At 43.6% G+C, this 21,632-nt stretch carries 16 protein-coding genes; 11 read left to right on the top strand and 5 right to left on the bottom strand.

Annotated features, from left to right (window positions below):
• Positions 1–2: 2 nt before the first annotated feature.
• The 5 genes from BMY50_RS13850 to BMY50_RS13830 form a co-directional block, all read right to left on the bottom strand.
• Positions 3–1,973: a heparinase II/III domain-containing protein gene (locus BMY50_RS13850; RefSeq protein WP_162276593.1), complete on the bottom strand. Its 1,971-nt coding sequence runs from the start codon at positions 1,971–1,973 to the stop codon at positions 3–5.
• A complete protein-coding gene (locus BMY50_RS13845) occupies positions 1,973–3,607 on the bottom strand; it encodes a RagB/SusD family nutrient uptake outer membrane protein (RefSeq protein WP_093325398.1) in 1,635 nt (544 codons plus the stop codon). The genes BMY50_RS13850 and BMY50_RS13845 overlap by 1 nt, the downstream gene beginning before the upstream one ends.
• A gap of 36 nt (positions 3,608–3,643) precedes the next feature.
• Positions 3,644–7,066 (bottom strand): TonB-dependent receptor, encoded by a 3,423-nt coding sequence (locus tag BMY50_RS13840; protein WP_093325395.1) that lies wholly within the window; start codon positions 7,064–7,066, stop codon positions 3,644–3,646.
• Between the two features lie 108 nt (positions 7,067–7,174).
• The gene (locus BMY50_RS13835) at positions 7,175–8,320 is read right to left on the bottom strand and encodes a FecR family protein (protein ID WP_093325391.1); all 1,146 of its coding nucleotides are present in this window, start codon (positions 8,318–8,320) and stop codon (positions 7,175–7,177) included.
• 52 nt (positions 8,321–8,372) lie between these two features.
• Positions 8,373–8,948 (bottom strand): RNA polymerase sigma-70 factor, encoded by a 576-nt coding sequence (locus BMY50_RS13830; protein ID WP_093325388.1) that lies wholly within the window; start codon positions 8,946–8,948, stop codon positions 8,373–8,375.
• Positions 8,949–9,479: 531 nt separating this feature from the next.
• Here BMY50_RS13830 and BMY50_RS13825 point away from each other — a divergent pair.
• The 11 genes from BMY50_RS13825 (at position 9,480) to BMY50_RS13775 (ending at position 21,481) form a co-directional block, all read left to right on the top strand.
• Positions 9,480–10,253 carry a DeoR/GlpR family DNA-binding transcription regulator gene (locus BMY50_RS13825; RefSeq protein WP_202907840.1) on the top strand — a complete coding sequence of 258 codons (774 nt, stop codon included), beginning with the start codon at positions 9,480–9,482 and terminating at the stop codon, positions 10,251–10,253.
• Between the two features lie 30 nt (positions 10,254–10,283).
• Positions 10,284–11,702 carry an L-fucose/L-arabinose isomerase family protein gene (locus tag BMY50_RS13820; protein ID WP_093325385.1) on the top strand — a complete coding sequence of 473 codons (1,419 nt, stop codon included), beginning with the start codon at positions 10,284–10,286 and terminating at the stop codon, positions 11,700–11,702.
• Positions 11,703–11,717: 15 nt separating this feature from the next.
• Positions 11,718–12,527, top strand: coding sequence for a transketolase (locus tag BMY50_RS13815; protein WP_093325382.1), 810 nt, complete (start codon positions 11,718–11,720; stop codon positions 12,525–12,527).
• Positions 12,528–12,529: 2 nt separating this feature from the next.
• Entirely contained in the window at positions 12,530–13,504 is a 975-nt protein-coding gene (locus BMY50_RS13810; protein ID WP_093325379.1) for a transketolase family protein, read from the top strand.
• Between the two features lie 136 nt (positions 13,505–13,640).
• Complete coding sequence (locus BMY50_RS13805; protein WP_093325376.1) at positions 13,641–14,579, top strand: D-ribose ABC transporter substrate-binding protein; 939 nt, start codon at positions 13,641–13,643, stop codon at positions 14,577–14,579.
• 5 nt (positions 14,580–14,584) lie between these two features.
• Positions 14,585–15,214 (top strand): DUF2291 family protein, encoded by a 630-nt coding sequence (locus BMY50_RS13800; protein WP_093325373.1) that lies wholly within the window; start codon positions 14,585–14,587, stop codon positions 15,212–15,214.
• Between the two features lies 1 nt (position 15,215).
• Positions 15,216–16,721: a sugar ABC transporter ATP-binding protein gene (locus tag BMY50_RS13795; RefSeq protein ID WP_093325370.1), complete on the top strand. Its 1,506-nt coding sequence runs from the start codon at positions 15,216–15,218 to the stop codon at positions 16,719–16,721.
• An 8-nt stretch (positions 16,722–16,729) separates the two neighbouring features.
• Positions 16,730–17,698 carry an ABC transporter permease gene (locus BMY50_RS13790; protein ID WP_093325367.1) on the top strand — a complete coding sequence of 323 codons (969 nt, stop codon included), beginning with the start codon at positions 16,730–16,732 and terminating at the stop codon, positions 17,696–17,698.
• A 2-nt stretch (positions 17,699–17,700) separates the two neighbouring features.
• On the top strand, positions 17,701–19,185 hold the full coding sequence (locus tag BMY50_RS13785) for an FGGY family carbohydrate kinase (protein WP_093325364.1): 1,485 nt from the start codon (positions 17,701–17,703) through the stop codon (positions 19,183–19,185).
• A 344-nt stretch (positions 19,186–19,529) separates the two neighbouring features.
• The gene (locus BMY50_RS13780; protein ID WP_093325867.1) at positions 19,530–20,207 is read left to right on the top strand and encodes a response regulator transcription factor; all 678 of its coding nucleotides are present in this window, start codon (positions 19,530–19,532) and stop codon (positions 20,205–20,207) included.
• The gene (locus BMY50_RS13775) at positions 20,204–21,481 is read left to right on the top strand and encodes a sensor histidine kinase (protein ID WP_093325361.1); all 1,278 of its coding nucleotides are present in this window, start codon (positions 20,204–20,206) and stop codon (positions 21,479–21,481) included. Before BMY50_RS13780 ends, BMY50_RS13775 begins: the two co-directional genes overlap by 4 nt.
• Positions 21,482–21,632 lie beyond the last annotated feature (151 nt).

The raw sequence follows: 21,632 nt of genomic DNA, 5'->3' as shown, positions 1-21,632 counted from the left end.
TATTATTTTTCATTGCTCTTTACAACCTCTAACGTGTATTTTCCTTGAAGGTCTTTTTTGGTAGCGGTAAAGATGAGTTGATAAAGTCCATGGGGCCAGCTATTGAGTAAACGCGGATCTTCAATGGTGACAGGTACTATTTGGGGTTCACCGAAGAGATCTGCCGGGTAATGCATTTCGACGCTGGTTTCACCCAAAGATAGCTTGATCACACCTGGTTTTACGATTTCGGGTTTATGGGCTGCCAACAAATGAAGCTGATTTTCTTTCTTGAAATTGCTTAAGCTAAATTCATCGCTCATGATGAAGCGGTGCTTTTTTCGCTGCAGGGTATAACTCCGACGCCACGTATTGATGGCTGCGTCTGTGGGATAGGCTTTTGCTATATCGGTTGTAAAATGAAGATCCCCTTTAGCCGTAAATTGGGTGTTAGCGGCTTCATAGCTGAGGCCCGCAGGTTGTTCATAGCCGTTAATTACAGGGAGGTTATGAAAGGCCGACTGCATCGTCCAGATTTTATAGCGGTCTTTGCTGAAGGTCTGCTTCGTGTAGGTGCCTACACCGGCGTCTACTAAAAGTGGTAATCCGTTGTAGTACAAGATAAAGCTGCCTACATCATTGTGGTTGTGAAATTCATCGTTATGCCCCCCTTTTGCTGCAAAATAGAATCCTTCTTTGGAAGATGGTTTTTCACGACCGCCTGCTACTTGTGTCTGTGGGAACCAGTAATCGCCCACGAGCGGTTCGATGGTTGGGGCCTGTAGGATACGAGGTGTCCATTGTAGATCTTGTAAGATGGCGTATATACTACCGCTAAGCGATGCTTTATCCTTAGCTTTCTTTTGCTCGTAAAAAGCGCCGAAGCCCTGCATCGTTGCATCGTTTATGGCTACCCCATAACGGTATACCAGGCCGGCATTTACGCCACCTTTTGCACTGGCATCGGCAAAATTGACAAAGTAGGGGTCGTCAATATAGACTTGGTAGATATAGGTTCCGATGTTTTTAACAAGGGGATGGGAGTAGATATTGACATCTCCACCAGTAGCCTGATGAAGAAGCTCTAGGTATTCAAAGAACTTCCCTCCGGCGTGCGACCAGTAGGAGCGGCCTTCATCACAGGCGCCATCATCATTATAGGAGTTGATAAATTGATCTACCGAATGCATGGTTTTATAGGTGTATGTTGTTCTTTTTTCCTGGTCGCTTTCCATCAGCAGGATACACTGTAATACATTGAAGTTAATCCAAGGGTTCCAATTGTTTACCAAACCTCTTCGATTGTTGGAGCTTTCACCGCCTAATCCCATCCACCACAAGTCGTTTCGCTTATAGTAGGGATCCAAGATATTTCGCCGAATTTCGGTAGCGATGCGTTTGGCGATGAGTGGACTGGCTTCGTCAAGACGGTCTTTCAGGAAGTAGTGCGTCCACGCCAAGAGGGCACCGGTTTCTCCAGAGCCTAAATCGATTACCATGTTATCGATGTCTGGGAGATCTGTATATTGCTTTTGAAGTGCAAGGTGAGCAGATAAAACCCAGTTGCTCTGTTCGCAAATGGCCCATACACCATTGATGATCTGATCAATAAAACGCCCTTTACCTTCCATCAATTCTGCCAGTAAAAGGTTTTTGAGTGCCTCCTTGCGAGCATTGTCGGGCTTTTGCATTTGCTCACGATTGCCGGTACGGTTGATGGCCAGGTAGTCGGTTGCTTTAATAATGTCCCAGCTAAAGTTGAGCGCTGCCTCTCCTTTTTGTATGCTGGCGGCCCTTAGGTCAGCTGGTTGCTGGTCCCAAAACGCCCGATCCTGATAAGTAGGGAAGGCCACCCATTCCTGTGCTTTGGCTAAATGTTGGGCTAATACATCAGCAGCGAAACCCTTCATCAATAGGTCGCGCTTTTCGGCTGCTCTAACCGATGTGGCCAAGAGTAGGAGGAAAATCCATAGTATTGATTGTCTTTTTTTCATTACCATCCAAGATTTTGGGTTAACTGATCGTTTTGGTCCATTTCGGCTTGCGGAATGGGCCATAGGTAGTCTCTATCTTTAAACACGCGCGTTTTTAATACACGGGTAGTAAACTCCAGTATTGGTCTGTTACATAATTCAGGTGCTATTTTCCAACGTCGTACGTCGCTAAAGCTGACACCTTCGGTAGCCAGTTCGATTGCACGCTCATGGCGAATACGTTGGCGCATGCTTTCCTTTGAATCAACAAAGGTAGGTAAACCAGCGTTATTATTCTGTAGTTCGGGTATACCCGCACGTATGCGCACGCGATTGATGGCGGCAAGAACTTCCGCATCCGGCGCTCCTAAAAGCTCATTACGTGCTTCGGCAAACATCAATAATACATCTGCCAAGCGAATAACAGGAAAATCGATGGGACCATGCTCACGTAGCTGGCTTTCATCGCCTACACTGACAAATTTACGCCATAGGTATAAGGCATTGGCGTTCCAATTGTGGCGGATATGGAAACTCGGACTGACATCAGATACAAAGGGCCATGCTAAGATATAGTTAACATTGTTGGCGCCCATATATTGTGCGTAAGGTGTGATGATAGTTTGTTGCAGCCGTGGATCACGATTTTCATAGGCTTTTTTGATGACGTCTGGGCTACGGAAGAGCGCATCGCGCTCAGCTACAGACATGGTGGAATAACCCGGGATGATTGCATCCCAGTTGAAGGCCGAGCCATCTAGCATTTCATAGCTGTCAATAAGCGTTGGCGAAGGTACGCCGTTTGTCCAACAGGAGCCTCGGGTAGCCCGTGTGCCTAAACGGAAACTCATGTTTTCGCCCATGCCTTGTACTGGTACATTTTGGATAGAAAAGATCACCTCGGCGTTACGCTCGGTTTCTGCCCGGAATAGTTCGTTATATTTGGGATGTAGACTGTAGCCCATATCCATAACGGTTTTGAAATCGGCCGCTGCAGCTTCCCAATCTTCGGCGTACAGGGCGAGTTTGCCCCTTAGTGCTATAGCCGCCCCTTTAGTGGCTCTGCCAAATTCGGATGCTCCGTACGATTCGGGTAATACATTGATGGCTTCTGTTAGATCAGTCGCGATAAAGGCGCGTACCTCTTCTACGGTATTGCGCGGTTTTAACGCTTCATTATACAAAACGGGTTCTTCATAAAGGGGAACCCCTCCATAGAAATCTAAGAGATTGAAATAGTGTAAGGCGCGCAGAAATCGTGCTTCACCAATGAGACGCTGTTTAAGGGTCTCTTCTACAGCCGCCATGTTGGGTATATGGGCCAGCGCATCATTGGCCCGCTGCACGCCTTTGTACAGTTCACGCCATTTATTTGCATAGGTATTGCTTAGCGTGGTGGTTGTACCGGCCATTTCCTGCTCAAAGCGATCGTAACCGTAGGCATAGGGCGATAGGCAGTCGAGCATATAATATTCACGATAGACATTTTCATCGCGTAGATTGTTATAAATAGCATTGACGCCTAATATGGCCTGATCTTGCGTTTGCCACATTTGTTCTTCGCCAATGCGGTCGTATGGTGTGGTCTCCAATAGGGAGCTTTTGCAGGCGCCGAGTAACAAACTTGTAAGACCTATAAAGATAATTTTTTTCATCTGTATATATGTTTAAAGGTGATGAGGCTATTCTTCTTAAAAAGTTACGTTTAAACCAAAACTGATCTGCTTCATGGTAGGGTAGAGCGTTTGTGTGCTACCAAGTTTCGTGATTTCCGGATCGATACCTTCATAGCCGGTAAAGGTGAAGAGGTTCTCGCCGTTCACATAGAGCATCAGTCGTTTCATATTTATTTTCTCCACCCATCTGCTTGGTAAATTATAGCTTAACTGGATGTTCTTCACACGTAAAAAGGACGCATCCTGCAGCCAAAAGTCGGATGCCGGGTCCGTGTTTTGACCGTATACATAGTTGGTTAAACGCGGGTATTTGGCATTGGGGTTTTCGGGTGTCCAATGATTATCAGCCACTGCTTGGCTAATGAGATATCCGTTTCTTACACCCGTGGTAAGGTAACCGTCGCGCCAATAGGCCTTATTGCCGGCCTGCCCCTGTAAAAGAACCTGTATGCCAATACCTTTATAACTTGCATCGAGGTTTAAACCGAACAGAGATGTTGGGTTGGGACTTGCATTGAGAATCTGGCGGTCGTTTTCGTCAAACTTTTTATCGCCATTGGCATCTACATAGAGGAAATCGCCGGGCTGCGGAGTACTGGGCTGAAAGGTATAACCGTCTGCCACTAGCTGATCGATGTAGGCACGATCACTCTCTTGCACAATTCGATCTACCTGCCGCACATAAAAGGCCCAAATGGGACTTCCTTCTACCAAAATGTTCTGATTGGCCAAGCTATATTCATCCCCTTTGTATTTGATGACTTTGTTTTGCACGTACGTATAATTGGCATGAATACCGTAGCTTAAATCACCTACTTGATCATTCCATCCCAACGAGAATTCTACACCGCGGTTTCGTACAATAGCTGCATTTTGTTTGGGCGATTGTAGGTCGCCATCGCTATTGATGGGTATTCCATTTACCAAAGGAATAGGTAAATCAATCAGGATGTCTTTGGTACGGCGGTTAAACCATTCGAATTCAAAGCTGATTTTATTGTTCAGTGCTGCCAGATCTACTCCGATATTAGTTACTTCGGTTTTTTTCCATGTTAAACGGGGATTGGTGATGCCCAGTGGAGCGACGCCGCGTACGATAGTGCCGCCTAAGGAGTAGTTGGCCGAGCCGTAGGAGTTGATATAATCATAATCGCCAATGCTGTTGTTACCAAGAGCTCCCCAAGAACCCCGCAATTTTAAATCGTTGATGAAGGTATTGTTTTTCATGAACGCTTCCTGCGAGATGCGCCATCCTGCAGAGAAGGAGGGAAATACCCCCCAGCGCCGTGCCTTGGCGAAGCGTGATGAGCCATCGTTGCGGATGTTGGCCTCAAATAGGTATCTGTCTTGGTAGTTGTAGTTGAAGCGGCCGAAGAAAGAACGCAAGGCCCAGTCGGTTGCATTTCCACCTACCACAGCATCTGAGGAAGTTGTTGCGTCGAGCACGGGTGTAGATTCATCAATCATATCGTATCGGCGTGCCTGAAAGTCATTACGTCGGTAATACTCTTCTTGGTAACCCGCTAATAGATCCACGGTATGCGCTCCCAATTTAGTATTGTATTTCAACACGTGATTCATGACATATTGAAAGTCGCGCTGATGGGTATTATATACACTGTTTCGCGAAGGGTTAGGATTGGTAACTTGTTCGGTTTGAAAGTTATAGCGTGGTATGTAAATACTGTGGCTCCTCTCTGACTGATTATCAAAATCAATGGAGAAGCCGGATTCTAATCGTAAACCTTTGTACAGATCAATATTAGCATACATTCTGGAAAATATCTTCTGCCTTTCGAGATCACCTATCGTACTGTTGATATTATGAAGATAGTTATTGGCTTGTAGGTTCTCGCCTGGGGCCATGGCCGACCCGTAGCGTCCCTGGGCATCCCGAGGTAAAATACCGGGTACAGATCCGGCCGTAAAAGCAAATAGGTCACCTATATTTGCTAAACCAGCATTTGACCACAGTCCGAAGGTATTGCTTCCCACTGTTAGCCAGTCGTTCACTTTTGTTTCGACATTTACGCGTGCACCGTAACGCTTGAAGCCGGCCCGTTCTACAATTCCCGGACTGTTTATATAGTTGCCGGAGAGTAGATAAGTGGTTTTTTCATTGCCTCCACTGGCGGATAGATTATGTTCTTGCGACCATTTCTTCTGTAGGATCCAGTCGAACCAGTTTGTATTGGGGTAACGTGTGGGATCAATCACCGAATTGGCTCGCCAATCGTCTATCACGGATTGTGTGAAAGGACCGGAATTAGGGGTGAGGTTATTGAAGCCCTCGTTGATTAGCTCCATATGACGTGGATAATTGCTTACCATGTCAATTAAATTGGAAGGCTCTTGCTGCGATAACCTTACATTGTAACTTAGATTTGAGGTGCCTGCCTTCCCCCTTTTTGTGGTTACGAGGACAACACCATTCGCTGCTCTTGAACCATATATGGCCGCTGAGGCCGCATCCTTCAAGATAGATACGTTGGCCACATCTTGTGGATTGACATCATTCATATCCCCCGGTACGCCATCAACCAATACCAAGGGTGATGATTCGTTCAGGGTACCTTGTCCGCGAATACGGAGCGTTGCTTCGTTTTTTCCAGGTTGCCCGGAGGCTTGTCTTACTTGTATACCCGAGCTGAGACCGGCCAAACCGGATGATAAGTTAGAAATGGGCCTGGTTTCGGCCACATCATTAAAGTCGATCGAGGAAACGGCACCGGTTACGTTGACTTTCTTCTGGGTACCATAGCCCACTACTACCACCTCATCAAGACCCGTTTGATCTTCGGCCAAAACAATGCTCATGGTTCTGCCGTCGTACACCTGCTCCATCGCTTTGTAGCCTAGAAAACGAAAGACTAAAGTGGCTGGCTGCTTCTGTAAGGAAAGCGAAAAGGCTCCTTGTTCATTGGTAGTTGCGCCATTACTGGTGCCTTTCTCCAAGACACTTACGCCCGCTAGCGGAAGGCCCTTGATATCTTGTACAATACCCATTGCTTTTACTTGCTGCACAGGAGTAGCGTTAGCAGGTGTAGCTTCCAATTGCTTGGCTTTAATGATAACTGCCCGGTTCTGGATGGTGTAGGTGAGCGGCTGGTTTTTAAAGGATTGTTGAAGTGCTTCTTCTAAATTTACATCTCGGATATCAATACTGATGGGATTTGTTTTTTGCAGCAGATTAAGATCATAAATAAAATCGTAATCGCTTTGTTTACCAATTAGATTAATGAGTTCCATCAAGGATATTTTGTTCCTTTTAATGGTGATATTTTGCGCATTGGCTGGCAGTGCAAATGTTTGCACAAAGCAGCCAAATGTTATTGCTATAACCAAGTTGATTTTCATAATCAGAGGTACTATTGAAAAAGTTGGCCTAGGCTTTGCCCAACGTATGGGCTTAGACCATAAGATGTCAATTAAATTCATATTTTTGAATTTTCAGCTGTAAATGATTGTTATTAGGTTTATTTATTTGTCTGAAGATTTAGTCGGGAGATGGTACAAGCACTCCCGGCTTTCTTGTCTTAATTATCCTTATTTAGATACCATAACCCTCCTTCCTTCTACTTTGAAATGGACATTTCCGGTTGCTTCGATAATGGCAAGCACATCTTGAAGTGATCGGTTTCTGGATATTCTCCCACCGAAGGTTAAGGCTTCTTTGCCAGACAGACGATAATCAATATGTACGTCATACCAGCGTCCTATTTGTTCCATAATATCCTGCAGCTCCCCCTGAAATTGGAAGTAACCATTTTTCCATGCGGTGATTTCTTCAATGTTGGCTTTGGCGATCTGGATGCCTTGATGGTTAACAAGCGCTTTTTCTCCAATAGATAAGATGGGAGTAGCAGTGTTTGTGCTTCTTAGATTCTTTACTTTTACACGGCCACTTATTAAAGTAGTTTCACTTACATCCACTTTATAGGCGTTGATGTTAAAAGAGGTGCCCAACACCAGTACTTCTTGATTATTAGTCTCTACAATAAAGGGTTGATTGGCGAGCTGCCTTATTTCGAAGTATGCTTCTCCTTGTACTTTCACTTTTCGTTCTGTACTACCAAAGGCTGTTGGGTAGGTGATAGACGAAGCAGCATTGAGCCATACAAGCGACCCGTCCGGAAGGGCTAATTGGTATTGCCCACCTTTTTGCGTGGATATAGTGTTGTAGCTATTGGTCGCGGCAGCAGCGGTGCCTATGGGTTTATAATGGATTTTTCCGTCGGATGATTTAATGATGCTTGTTGTACCTTGTTTAGCGAGCTCCCCGGCGGCTGCATCATCTAGCGTAATGGTTGAGCCATCGGCTAGCGTAAGGGTAGTTTTTTTTGGTTGAAAATCGGAAATGGGCCTATTGGATACATTAACAGTCTTCTCCAGGGGTTCTTGATTCTGTTGGATATAATAGCCAACAAGGGAAGAGAACACTAATAATGCAACTGCGGCAGCATATTTATAGGGTAGTTTTTTGGACGTTGATTGCGGTGATGCCTGTATCTGCGCGTCGATGCGCTGCTTCAAGCTATCCTTTAAATGGCGCTGATTTTTCGTATCAAAAGGTAAGTCTTCCTGATGCTTTTCAAGTAGTTTAAAGTACAACAGATAGGTTTCCATCTCTTCTGTCGAAGCGGTTCCATTGGCTACTTTCTGGGCTATTTGCTTATACTGATCAGCTGTCATACGGGTGCTTATATCTTATAGGCACTTCTAAATGAATGATCCCCCAAAAAAATTATAAAAATAAAAAAAATAGGTGGCTATGTTTAGCGAGGTGAAGCCGAAGCTTTTTTAGTGCAATGGTTAATTGATTTTCTACGGTCTTTTCTGATAGTTGTAACCTTTCTGCTATTTCGGGATTAGTAAGCCATGCACTCCTACTGAGATGAAAGATCTCTCTGCATCGTGCAGGGAGCTGCGCAGTAAATTGTTCGATGATGGTTTGTAGCTCTTTCACCTCATAACTATCAACGGTTGTGTTCAATTCTTTTAAGGATTCATCGGCAATTTTCTTGAAAGCGTCTAATCTTACTTTTCCATGCCTGATGTAGTTGGCCATTTTATAACGAACAGCCATTGCGAGGTAACCTGCAAAAGAGTTCAGTTGTACCTGTTCGCGGTTTGCCCACAGCCACGTAAAAATTTCTTGTAAAACATCCAGCGTCGTTGCTTCATCGCGCAGCATTCGAAAGGCTTGTTGGTATAATTTTTCCCAATGCCGATCATAAATTTCATTAAAGGCAAGATGATCACCTGCTTTTAAATAACTTAATAATTCGATGTCGCTATACGATTCGTAGGCTTTCATCATACACATTAGGTTCAATCGTGCTGAACTACAAACTTACTAATTTTTCAATAGCATGCAAGGTGTTGGTTATTCGTTGTTAGTTATTCGTTGTTAGTTCGAAGCAAGAGATCTCTCCACTTCATTTTCATTACGGTCGAGATGACGGCTAAAACGAAAACTACGGCACGTTAGCATGACCGGCCTCATGAGAACCTGTCCGACTACTGGCGGATGAGCGTTAAGAAGATTCAGAGAGAGTGTAAGGTAAAAAGGCTGTTAGGAAGCGAAGCGGCTCAACAGTATTGAGAGGTGGATCTGAATCTTTAGCGAGGACTATGTAGCCTTGACGTTATTCACCATGTGTCTTTTTATATGGCGTTCATGAGCTCATCTCTACGTTCTTCGGTTTGGTTCTTTTCTTTTAAGAGAAAAGAACGATTAATTATACTTTCGTTTTCGAAAATAAAATCCTTTTTATTTTTTTTATGATTTGTTATAATCTTTGTTTATTTTTGATTTCGTAAATAAACGAAAACAAACAAAGATTGTACTATGTCAGAAACGATACTTCCAAACCAGCGAAGGGAAAAAATAGTAGAGATGCTTAGAGAAGATGGTTTTGCTAAAGTGATTAATCTGGCAAAAATTTTCAAGGTAACCGAAGTCACCATCAGGCAAGATCTGGAGAAGCTCGAAAAAGAAGGGGTTTTAGTGCGGGAACATGGTGGAGCCTACCTGAAAAATATCGAAGATAAAGTAAGGACCTTATCGCTCATCAATCAGGATAACCTTGATAAAAAGGAGAAAATAGCCAGTAAGTGCATTGAATACATTGAAAGTGGTGATAGCATTATTCTCGACTCGGGCTCAACCACCACAGAGATTGCCAAGAAATTAAAAGGCTTTAAGAATCTCACCGTCATCACCAACGCCTTAAATATTGCCATGTTGCTTGGCACAGAGCCGGGCATTGACCTCATTGTTACTGGAGGGGAGTTTAAACCGCCCACTTTATCTCTTACGGGGCAGAAAGCTGCAGATTTTTTTCAAGGGATCTATGTGCAGAAGTTATTCTTAGCGACGGCTGGTTTGTCGTTGAAAGCTGGACTGACCTATCCAAGCATTAACGATATTGTGGTTAAGAAAGCGATGATTGATGCTGCGGAAACGACCTATTTGGTGGCCGATTCAACAAAAATTGGTAAGAGCTCTTTCGCTAGTTTAGGAGCACTATCACTGGTAGATTATATTATTACCGACTCGGATATCAACGACCGCGATAAAAAGGTTTTTGAGGAGAATGATATTGAAATGCTGCTCGCTTAAAATACAAAAAACTAAACAACAAACATAAATATGAACAAGAAGGGAAGTTTGGGAGTCATTATCGGAAATCGTGATTTTTTTCCGGATAAGCTGGTTTCAGAAGCACGGGCAGAGGTTATTGAACAGCTCGAAAAATTGAAAATAGACTACATTGTCTTGGATGAACTTCACACTAAATTAGGGGGAGTAGAGACCTTTAAAGATGCCCAGAGATGTGCTACGCTGTTTACACAGCACGCAGCAGAAATTGTTGGGGTGCTGGTAGTGTTGCCCAACTTTGGTGATGAACGTGGCGTAGCTGAAACATTGAAATTAGCGGGATTGGACGTGCCGGTATTGGTGCAGGCTTATCCTGATGAATTAAATAAGCTAGACCTCGCCAGAAGGCGCGATTCATGGTGCGGAAAGATTTCCGTTTGTAATAATTTGTATCAGTATGGTATCAAATATACGCTTACTGATCAACATGTAATTCATCCGAAGGATCCGGCTTTTGAAAGTGAATTGGTGAATTTTCTTGCAGTATGCCGTGTGGTACGTGGATTGAAACGCCTAAGAATAGGTGCTGTAGGTGCTCGGCCTGGTGGTTTTAATACTGTTCGGTACAGTGAGAAGCTCTTGCAACGACATGGTATCTCTGTGGTAACAGTTGACTTGTCTGAAATTCTAGGAAAAGCCAATCGCCTCACGAAAAACGACGCCATCGTAAAGGCACACCTCGACAAAATTAATGCGTATGCCTCCCGTGGTAAAACACCCGATGAGGCGATGATACAGATTGCCAAGTTGGATGTGGTACTCAATCAGTTTGTAGAAGAACATGATTTGGATGCAACGGCTATTCAGTGCTGGACATCACTGCAAACAAATTACGGCTGTAACGTGTGCACCACCATGAGTATCATGAGTGAAAATATGCTGCCTAGTGCATGTGAGGTGGATGTAACCGGAACCTTGAGTATGTATGCTATGCAACTGGCTTCGGGTTCACCCAGTGCCTTGGTCGATTGGAATAACAATTATGCCGATGATGCGGATAAGTGTGTACTCTTTCATTGTGGCAACTGGGCTAAATCTTTTTTACCGGAGGTTGAAATCAGCAATGCACCTATCTTGGGAACCTCTGTTGGCGTAGAAAATACGTTTGGTGCCTTGGATGGCCGTACACCTGCTTCGGCCTTAACATATGGGCGCATCAGTACGGATGACCCAAAAGGTATTATTAAGGCCTACATTGGAGAGGGAACTTTAACGGATGATCCTTTAAATACCTTTGGAAATCGTGCCGTGGCACAAATCCCAAACCTGCAGGGACTAATGCAATATGTGTGTCGTAATGGGTTTGAGCATCATGTAGTGATGAACGCCTCCAATACGGCCGGCATTTTAAAAGAAGCTCTGGGTAATTATATGGGCTGGGATGTATACCAACATCACCCCGAAAATTAAAAATCATTATAGGTTATGGTAGAAAGCGAATTAATTGCAAAATCAAAAGAATATCGTCAGAAAATTCTGAAATATATAGTTGGCGCGAATGCTGGTCACACAGGTGGGAGTTTGTCGTGCATCGATATTTTGAACGTTTTGTATAATGTGGTATTGAATACGAGACCGGAGAATTTCGCCTCGCCCGATAGAGACCGCTACATTCAAAGTAAAGGACATTGCGTGGAAGCGTTGTTTGTGGTATTGGCTGATAAAGGATTCTTCCCGGAAGAAGATTTAAATACTCTGTGCCGCTACCAGTCACACTATATTGGGCATCCTACCAGAAAGGTAAACGGTGTGGAGCAAAATACAGGTGCGCTTGGTCATGGTTTGCCCATCAGTGTAGGTACCGCCCTTGCAGCAAAAATGGATAAAAGAGATTATCGGGTGTTTACACTTTTGGGAGATGGGGAGTTGCCGGAGGGATCAAACTGGGAAGCGGCATTGACAGCTGCCCATTATAAATTGGATAATTTATGTGCTATACTCGATAAAAATAGTTTGCAAATTACAGGGCCAACCGCGGATGTGTGTAATACCGATCCGGTGGATGAGAAATTTGAAAGTTTCGGTTGGGCCGTAAAACATGTGGATGGACACGACCTAAAGGCTATTAAAGAAGCCTTCGAAAGCATGCCTTTTGAAGCGGGTAAACCAAGCTTAATTATTGCACACACGGTAAAAGGGAAAGGGGTGAGTTTTATGGAACACAGTGTGAGCTGGCATCACGGTGTGCCAAATGCCGAACAATATGCACAAGCACTGGAAGAATTAAGTATATAACTATGGAACATATAACAACAGAGGTTGCCAAGGCTGCAAAGCCAAATCTGGAGGTGTTTTCTACTACCTTGCAGCAGCTGGCTGCTCATGATAGAGATGTGGTGGTGGTAACCAGCGATTCTAGAGGTTCTGGTAAGTTGGTGCCTTTTGGTAAGAAATATCCGGAGCAAATCGTAGAAATCGGCATTGCTGAACAGAATTTGGTGGGTGTAGCGGCGGGACTGGCTTCTACTGGTAAAAAAACATTTGCAGTGTCACCTGCCTGTTTTCTCACAGCACGTGCCTTAGAGCAGATAAAAAATGATGTGGCTTATTCGGATAATGCGGTTAAACTTATTGGCATCAGTGCAGGAGTAAGTTATGGAGCACTCGGCTCAACCCATCACAGTTTGCATGATTACGCCGTTTTAAGGGCTATAAATAATTTAACAATCGTTGCCCCTGCCGACAATTATGAAACGGAACAGGCTATTTTACAGGCTAGCGAGCTTGGTAAGCCCATCTATTTGCGCTTTGGAAAAAAGAACATGCCACTCCTCACCGAGGATAGGGCAAATACATTTACATTAGGAAAAGGGCGCATGATTAAAGCAGGAAAGGATCTAACTTTTATTGCTACTGGGGAAACGGTATACCCGGCCTTAGAAGCAGCGGGCAGATTGCAACGGGAGAATGGATTGGACGTTTCGGTGGTGAGTATGCATACGATCAAGCCATTGGATACAGCTTTATTGAAGGAGCGCGCGGAGCATACAAGGGCTATTATAACGGTAGAAGAACATAGTGTAAATGGTGGGCTCGGGGAGGCCTGTGCGGCTTACCTGCTACAGAATCATCATGGTAAACCCTTTAAAATCGTTGGCATACCTGACGAATACACGGTGACCGGTTCGCAGGTTGAAATTCTGAATCATTACGGTATTTCGGAAACAGGTTTGGCTGATACAGCGCTGGCATTACTAAACACGATTGCATAGATGTATCTTAGGCAATAATTTTTATAAAACTAACCCTTTATGAACCCGGCATGGTTAAAATAATCTTGAGTACATAACATAATGATTATTTGATCATCAGCGGCTTCATCTGGCAATTAAACTAACGAATAAACAGATGAAACACCTAAATATATGGGCCTTGTTGTTGCTGTTATGTTTGGGCTGCGGCAACAAAAACAAAGATGGGCAGCCTAAACAGATTGCTATTGTGGTTTCTACCCTCAATAACCCTTGGTTTGTTTTTCTGGCAGAATCTGCAGCGGAAAAAGCAAAGGCACTTGGCTACACCAGCAAAATTTTTGATTCGCAGAATAATACAGCCTTAGAAACGGATCATTTTGAAAATGCCATAGCTGCGGGCTATGATGCTATCTTGTTTAATCCAACAGACGCCGAAGGTTCTGTTGTGAATGCAACGAAAGCTACGGATGCCGATATTCCTGTTTTCTGCATGGATAGGGAAATTAATTCTAGAACGGCGGCTACTTCTCAAATTTTATCTGATAGCTATGCTGCCTGTGTGCAGCTGGGTAAATTATTTGTGGGCGATTTGGACAGGCAGGGAAATTATGCAGAAATACTTGGTATTGTTTCGGACAACAACACTTGGAATCGTTCAAAAGGATTTCACAGCGTGGTAGATAATTTTCCGGACCTGAAGATGGTAGCCCAGCAAAGTGCAGAATTCGACCGAAATAAGGCGATGGAGGTAATGGAATCTATACTCCAGGCACACCCGGATATCAAGGGCGTTTTTTGTGGCAATGATGCGATGGCTATGGGTGCTTACCAGGCTACGGTAGCCGCAGGAAAGGAAGATCAAGTGAAAATTTATGGTTTTGATGGTGCGGAAGATGCCGTTAATGCTGTTAAAGATGGAAAAATTAACGCTACGGCTATGCAGTTTCCGAAATTGATTGCTGAAAAGGCGGCAACGCTCGCAGACGCTTATTTTAAAGGCGAGCGGAATTTCCGAAAGAAATTGCCCATCGCAGTGGATGTGGTGACGCCAAAAAACATTGACCAATACATTGCTTACGGTAAGAAAAACTAACAGATATGGCAAAGCGGGGAATAAAATATACATTGTTGGTGCTCGTCGGTGCCGTACTGGTTTACAATTCGGTATACATTAAAAGCCTCCAAGCAGTGAAAGCTGCTAACAAAGGCTTTGACGTTGATGGCTATGCCAGCAATTATTTGTTTAAAACAATACCCAAATCTACGGCTGCTTTTACCGATTTTGCGTTGTTGCGGAATACCTTACAAGCTAACCCTTCGGAAGCTTTCGACGCTTATTCGCATGCGCCTAGTGATGGTGATATCCGGTATTTTATGGTAAATGGTAGCGGCGTTGTAGTTAGCAAAGACTCAGGCTATGTGTGGTTGGAAGACAGCGCAAAACAAAGCTTTAAGCTAGCTTCTCAATACATCTATGGCACGGCAGCACGAGATGCTGCAGGACTCGTTTCGGTAGATTCTTTTGATAATACCATGGTATTTAACGAGGTCTCGGAAAAAATAAATTTCTTGATCAAGAAACAGCTTACACCAACATTGCAGCAGCTGGCAGTTGGCGATAGTCTTCGTTTTATAGGTGCGATAGAGTTAAACCGAAAAGATCCGGTATTGGCAGAAACGACAATTATTCCTTTACACGTGGAAAAGTCACAAAAAGAAAGGAGGTAATATGCTTGAAGCCCTTAATATTACAAAGAAGTTTGCAGGCGTAACAGCCCTTAATGCAGTGAACCTGAGGCTGATGCCCGGAAAAGTGACGGCTATTATTGGTGAAAATGGTGCTGGAAAATCAACTTTGATGAAAATCCTGTCGGGCGTATACCCGGATTATGAAGGTAAGATCGTATACAAGGGGCAAGAAGTACATTTTGCTAATCCACGGGAGGCCCAACATGGTGGTATTGCGATTATTCATCAGGAACTCAACCTGATTCCGGATCTCTCCATTTTTGAGAATATATATTTGGGTAGGGAACTCACGGATCAATGGGGTTTTGTAGATAGGAAAGCGATGCGGAGCAATACCCAGCAGCTGTTGGAACGATTAAAACTCAATGTGAGCCCGAATTCCTTGATAAACGAACTGAAGGTTGGGCAGCAGCAGGTGGTGGAAATTGCCAAAGCCCTGCTAACGGATGCCGATGTGCTCATTATGGATGAGCCTACCTCGGCCATCAGTGAACAGGAGGTGGATGTTCTTTTTGGCATTATTGAAGCGCTGCGCGATGAAGGTAAAACAATTGTTTACATTTCGCATAAGCTGGATGAGCTGTTTAAAATAGCGGATGCCTACATCGTTATGCGAGATGGTTGCGTGATGGAAAGTGGGGAAATGGGGGATGTGGATCATGATGGACTCATTAACAAGATGGTAGGCAGGGAGATTCAGCTACTAGGTCAAGCACATAGAGCAGTAGGTGAGGAGGTATTATTAAGCGTTGAGGGTATGTCTTTGCAGGATACGCGAATAAAACAGAACCTCATCGTGGATCATGTTTCTTTTCAGTTGCGTCGGGGTGAAATTTTAGGCTTGTTCGGGTTGATGGGAGCGGGCCGCACCGAGCTATTGGAAACCATTGTTGGCATGCATCATGCGCGTAGAAGTGGAACCGTTTGGATGGAGGAACGCACATTACACTTGAAATCTCCGCAACAGGCAATTCGGGAAGGAATCGTATTAGTACCTGAAGACCGGAAGAAGAATGGCCTGGTGTTGAACTTAGACATCAAAACAAATGTCAGCCTCAGTCGGCTTAGTGAGGTGACTGAACTGGGTTTCATCAACAGAAAGAAAGACCTGGAGTTAGCGCGGCAGTATGTAGACTCGCTAAAAATTAAGTGTTCTTCTCCTATGCAGCAAACGAAAAACCTGAGTGGCGGCAACCAGCAGAAAGTAGTTCTGGCACGATGCCTGGTGACGAAGCCGCGTGTGTTGTTGCTAGATGAACCGACGAGAGGCATTGATCCGCACGCCAAAAATGAAATATATAAACTTATTGTGAGTCTTGCCGAAAAGGGGATGTCTATCGTGGTAGTTTCCTCGGAACTTCCGGAAATTCTTGGCCTGTCTGACCGGGTGATGGTGATGTGTGAAGGCAAGTTAACCGCTACGTTTCAAGCACATGAGGCAAATGAAGATAATGTATTAAGGGCTGCCATTCCGAAGACCATATAATTAAAAAAATGATTCAACAACGTTCAAAAATTGCCAAATTTCAATCGCTTATAGCGCTGCTATTAATGTGTGTAGTGCTCTCCCTGCTCTCCGATAAGTTCCTTACGTTCGCCAATGGCTGGAACGTATTGCGGCAGATTTCGGTAAATGTTTGCATCTCCGTTGGCATGACCTTGGTAATCCTGACAGCGGGGATTGATCTGTCGGTAGGATCTATTTTGGCTTTTAGTGGTGCAATTGCCGCCGGACTCCTTAAATTTGGTATAGCATTACCTACATATGATCTATATATAGGCTTTACACTTTTGGGTGCTTTGCTGGCAGGTACCCTGGTCGGCGCTGCACTGGGAACTTTCAATGGTTTTGTAATCACTAAATTTAAAGTGCCTCCATTTGTGGCAACGCTGGCAATGCTAACCATTGCTAGAGGATTTACGATGCTCTGGACAAAGGGTTATCCTATTTCATCTTTAGGGAAGGAGTTTTCTTTTATTGGTACGGGATGGTTTCTGGGCATTCCGGTACTGGTTTGGATTGCTGCTATTGTTGTGCTATTAGCCACTATACTCACCAACCGAACGGCCTTTGGAAAGTATATTTATGCCATCGGAGGCAACGAAAGTGCAGCAAAATTATCGGGTATTAATATCAATAGCGTCAAAATATGGGTATATGCACTGGCGGGAATTCTTGCAGCAGTAGGGGGTATTATGGTTACTTCGCGTTTAAATTCTGCGCAGCCCAATGCTGGTCTAAGTTATGAGTTAGACTCCATTGCGGCGGTTGTTATCGGCGGTACGTCTTTAGCAGGTGGCAGAGGTACCATTATAGGCACTGTTTTAGGTGCGATGATTATTGGTGTATTGAACAATGGCTTGGTATTGATGGATGTTTCGCCCTTTTGGCAACAGGTTGTAAAAGGAGTGGTGATCTTACTAGCCGTAATCATTGACAAAGCAAATCATAAAGAAGAATAGGCATGACAAGCAGTTCGTATATTTTAGCGATCGACCAAGGTACGAGTGGAACGAAATCAATTATTTTTGACGAAGCGGGAAGCATTTTCGCGGAGGCTACCGTTCCGTTAAAAACTCATTACCTGCCTGAAGGCTATGTAGAGCAAGACCCGGAAGAGATTTATAAAAATGTTTTACAGTCCGTTCAAGCCTGTGTAGATCAATACAGCGCTGCCGGAGGGGTACTATCGGCAATAAAATCTTGCGGCATCTCCAATCAGCGTGAAACGTTCGTACTTTGGAATAAGGACGGCCAGCCGCTTTATAATGCCATCGTTTGGCAATGCAAACGGTCGGTTAGTATCTGCACAGCCTTGCAAGCAGCGGGTTTGGCTTATATCATACAGGAGAAAACGGGTTTGTGCATTGATCCTTATTTTTCTGGCACAAAGTTAATGTGGTTGTACCAACATCATACGGAAATCCGCCAGACCATTGATGCAGGCGAGGCGTATTTTGGAACGATAGATACTTGGTTGCTATACAGACTAACAGGGGGCGAAAAATATTTGACCGACTATACTAACGCGTCGCGTACCTTGTTTTTTAATTTAGACACCTTGGATTGGGACCGGGAATTGTTATCGCGGTTTAACTTGGATGGTATTCAACTGCCGGAAGCTAAACCGTCGTCCTATGCTTTTGGAGCAAGTCATTTTGAAGGGTTATTTGAAGAGGCGCTGCCCATCCATGCACTCATAGGGGACTCCCACGCTGCGGCCTTTGGGGAGGCATGCATTTACCCAGGCACAGCAAAAGCAACACTTGGCACGGGATGTTCCATCTTGTTCAATGTGGGGAGCAAACGTAAAAATTCGACTTCGGGGATGGTTTCTACCATCTGCTGGAGCACAGAAGACCGGGTGGATTATGCGCTTGAAGGCATCATCGTATCTTGCGCCTCGCCGCTGGCCTGGTTAAAAACGGAACTCGGCTTACTTACAGATTTTTCAGAGGTAGAAACCATGGCCAATTCGGTAGAAGATAATGGCGGCGTATACCTGATTCCTGCTTTTAGCGGTTTGGGTGCTCCTTACTGGGACATGAACAAAAAGGCGTCTATTGAGGGTTTGACCTTTGCCAGCAATAAGAACCATATTGTGCGGGCCGCGCTCGAATCTATCGCTTACCAAATTAAGGACGTCTTAGAGGCGATGAATCAGGATGCTGGCATGACCGTAAATGAACTCATGGTGAATGGTGGTGCTAGTAGCAATCAGTTCGTTACGCAGTTTTTAAGTGACCTATTGGATGCCACGCTTGTAAAAAATGAAAATAAAAATATATCGGCCCTGGGTGCAGGTGTTTTAGCAGGACTTAAGACCGGGATTTTCACCGATGTAGATGCTATCCGTTCCCTTTTTCAAAGGCACCCAATTGCCCGGAGTGCATCTGTGCCTAAAGTAGCAGAAGCCTACAAAGGATGGCAGAGGGTGATGAGTTGTTAGTTGGTTATTAGTTGTCAGTTGTTAGTTATTGGTTGCTAGTTGGTTATTAGTTATTAGTTGTCAGTTATTGGTTGCTAGTTGTTAGTTGTGGGTATCAAGTAGCAAGACAGTCTCGGCACGCTGGTAGGACCGGCCTCATGGGATGAGCGTTAAGAAGATTCAGCGAGTGTAAGGTATAAAAGGCTGTTAGGAAGCGAAGCGGCTCAACAGTCTTGAGCGGACGGATCTGAATCTTTAGCGAAGTCCGTGCAGCCTTGACTTTGGCTACTTTTTGTCAAGAAAAAGTAGAAGAGATATTCGATGTTTCCAAAATCTTTCCAGAATTTAACCCTATACTTGTTCTAATGAAAATCTTAATAGTTGAGGACGAAAAGGAATTGTTGGAGGCTATTTCGGCTTCGCTTATAAAAGAACATTTTATAATAGAAACGGCTGCCGACTACCCCACGGCGCTGGAAAAAATCATTGTTTACGATTACGACTGTATTTTGCTAGATATTATGCTTCCTGGAGGAAGTGGCCTTCATTTATTGGAGCAGCTGAAAGATTCAGGTAAATCGGAAAATGTTATCATTATTTCCGCAAAGGATTCACTTGACGATAAGCTTGCAGGACTTGAGCTAGGTGCTGATGACTATCTGACCAAACCGTTCCATATTGCTGAACTTAATGCACGAGTAAAAGCTGTTTTACGGAGAAAAAAGCTCGCAGGAAAAAATACCATTGAAACCACAAACATTGTATTGGATTTACAGGAACGGCAACTTTTTGTGAGCGGTGAACTTGTTGTGCTGAATAGGAAGGAATTTGATGTGCTTAATTATTTTCTGCTTAATATGAACCGACTGATAACAAAATCGTCATTGGCGGAACATGTTTGGGGTGACAATATTGATCAGGCCGACAACTTCGACTTTATTTATTACCAAATAAAAAACCTTCGAAAGAAATTACATGCAGTACATGCAGCGATAGAAGTTGAGTCAGTTTATGGTGTTGGTTATAAAATGGTTGAGAAATGAAACTGCTCAATAAATCCTTACAGTATCTTTCTATCTCTATTTTTCTGATTGTCACGATTTGGTCGATTATTTTTTATGTAAATATGCTTGACGAAATCCACGATAGTATAGACGATGGATTGGAAAATTACAAACTCTTAATTATTCAGAAGGCGAATGATGATTCATCGGTACTAAAGAAAAACTATTTCGATGAAAGCAATTATGCCATTCGGGAAATAGGCGAACCAATTGCTCTTGCCATGAAAGATCGATACGTTGATACCCTGATGTATATGCAAGATGAAGATGATCTGGAACCGGTGCGTATACTCACTACTGCATTTGAAAATCACGGACATTTTTACGAGCTGAAAATCATCAATTCAATGGTGGAAGAAGATGATTTGATTGAAGATTTATTTTGGTCGGTGTTTTGGTTGTATTTCATCTTGGTAGCGAGTATCATTATCATCAATAATATTGTTTTACGAAAATTGTGGAAACCCTTTTACAACTTTCTTAGTCAAGTTACAAGCTTTAGGCTAGGAAGGGGCAAAGAGTTACCCGAGATAACCACCAACATTAAAGAGTTCAATAGTTTAAAAAATGCCGTCAATACCTTGCTGCAACACAGCTTGGAAACCTACGAACAACAAAAGCAATTTATTGAAAACGCGTCACATGAGCTGCAGACACCCTTGGCGGTGGCCACCAGTAAGTTAGAGTTGTTGCTAGAAAAGGGAGGTATTGAGGATTCAGCCGCCGAAAGTCTTGGGCAAATTTTAGCGATTATTGAACGCTTGGTACGCTTGAATAAGTCGTTGCTACTCTTAACGAAAATAGAAAACAAGCAATTTTTTGATAAGCAAAGCATTTCCCTCAATAGGATTGTACAACAGACCGTACAAGATCTGGACGAGTTTGCAGATTTTAAAGAGGTAAAAATCATTGTTAATGAAACAAGCGATTTGAATGTTCAGATGGATGCATCTCTTGCCAACATAATCGTGGCTAATTTAATAAAGAATGCCATCTTTCATAATGTAACAAATGGTGTTGTGACGGTTGACATCTCGGCAAATGCCATTGAAATTTCGAATACAGGGAAAGTGGAAGAGTTGGATGCGAATAAAATCTTTAGCCGCTTCTATAAGTCGTTGGATAAAGAGTCGATGGGAACCGGATTGGGATTGGCCATCGTAAAGGCGATTTGTAGCATGTATGGTTTTGATGTTACCTATCGTTTCGAAAACAATAAGCACTGTTTTAATGTGCGCTTCAATGCTCAATAATAGACCTCTATACTAAGCGCTTGATCTTCGTTCGTCTAAAATGCATTAATTTTTTCTTCCCCCGGTATTGCACCAAAATATTCCAACATTTTTCCAGAATTGAACTGTTTCTTCGTATTAGAATTAAAAATTATTGACATGGAACTATCAT

It is taken from the genome of Olivibacter domesticus (genome assembly GCF_900109575.1).
GTDB classification, from domain to species: domain Bacteria; phylum Bacteroidota; class Bacteroidia; order Sphingobacteriales; family Sphingobacteriaceae; genus Olivibacter; species Olivibacter domesticus.
The sequence above is the reverse complement of the archived record's forward strand: the minus strand, read 5'-3'. Positions and strand labels throughout refer to the sequence as shown.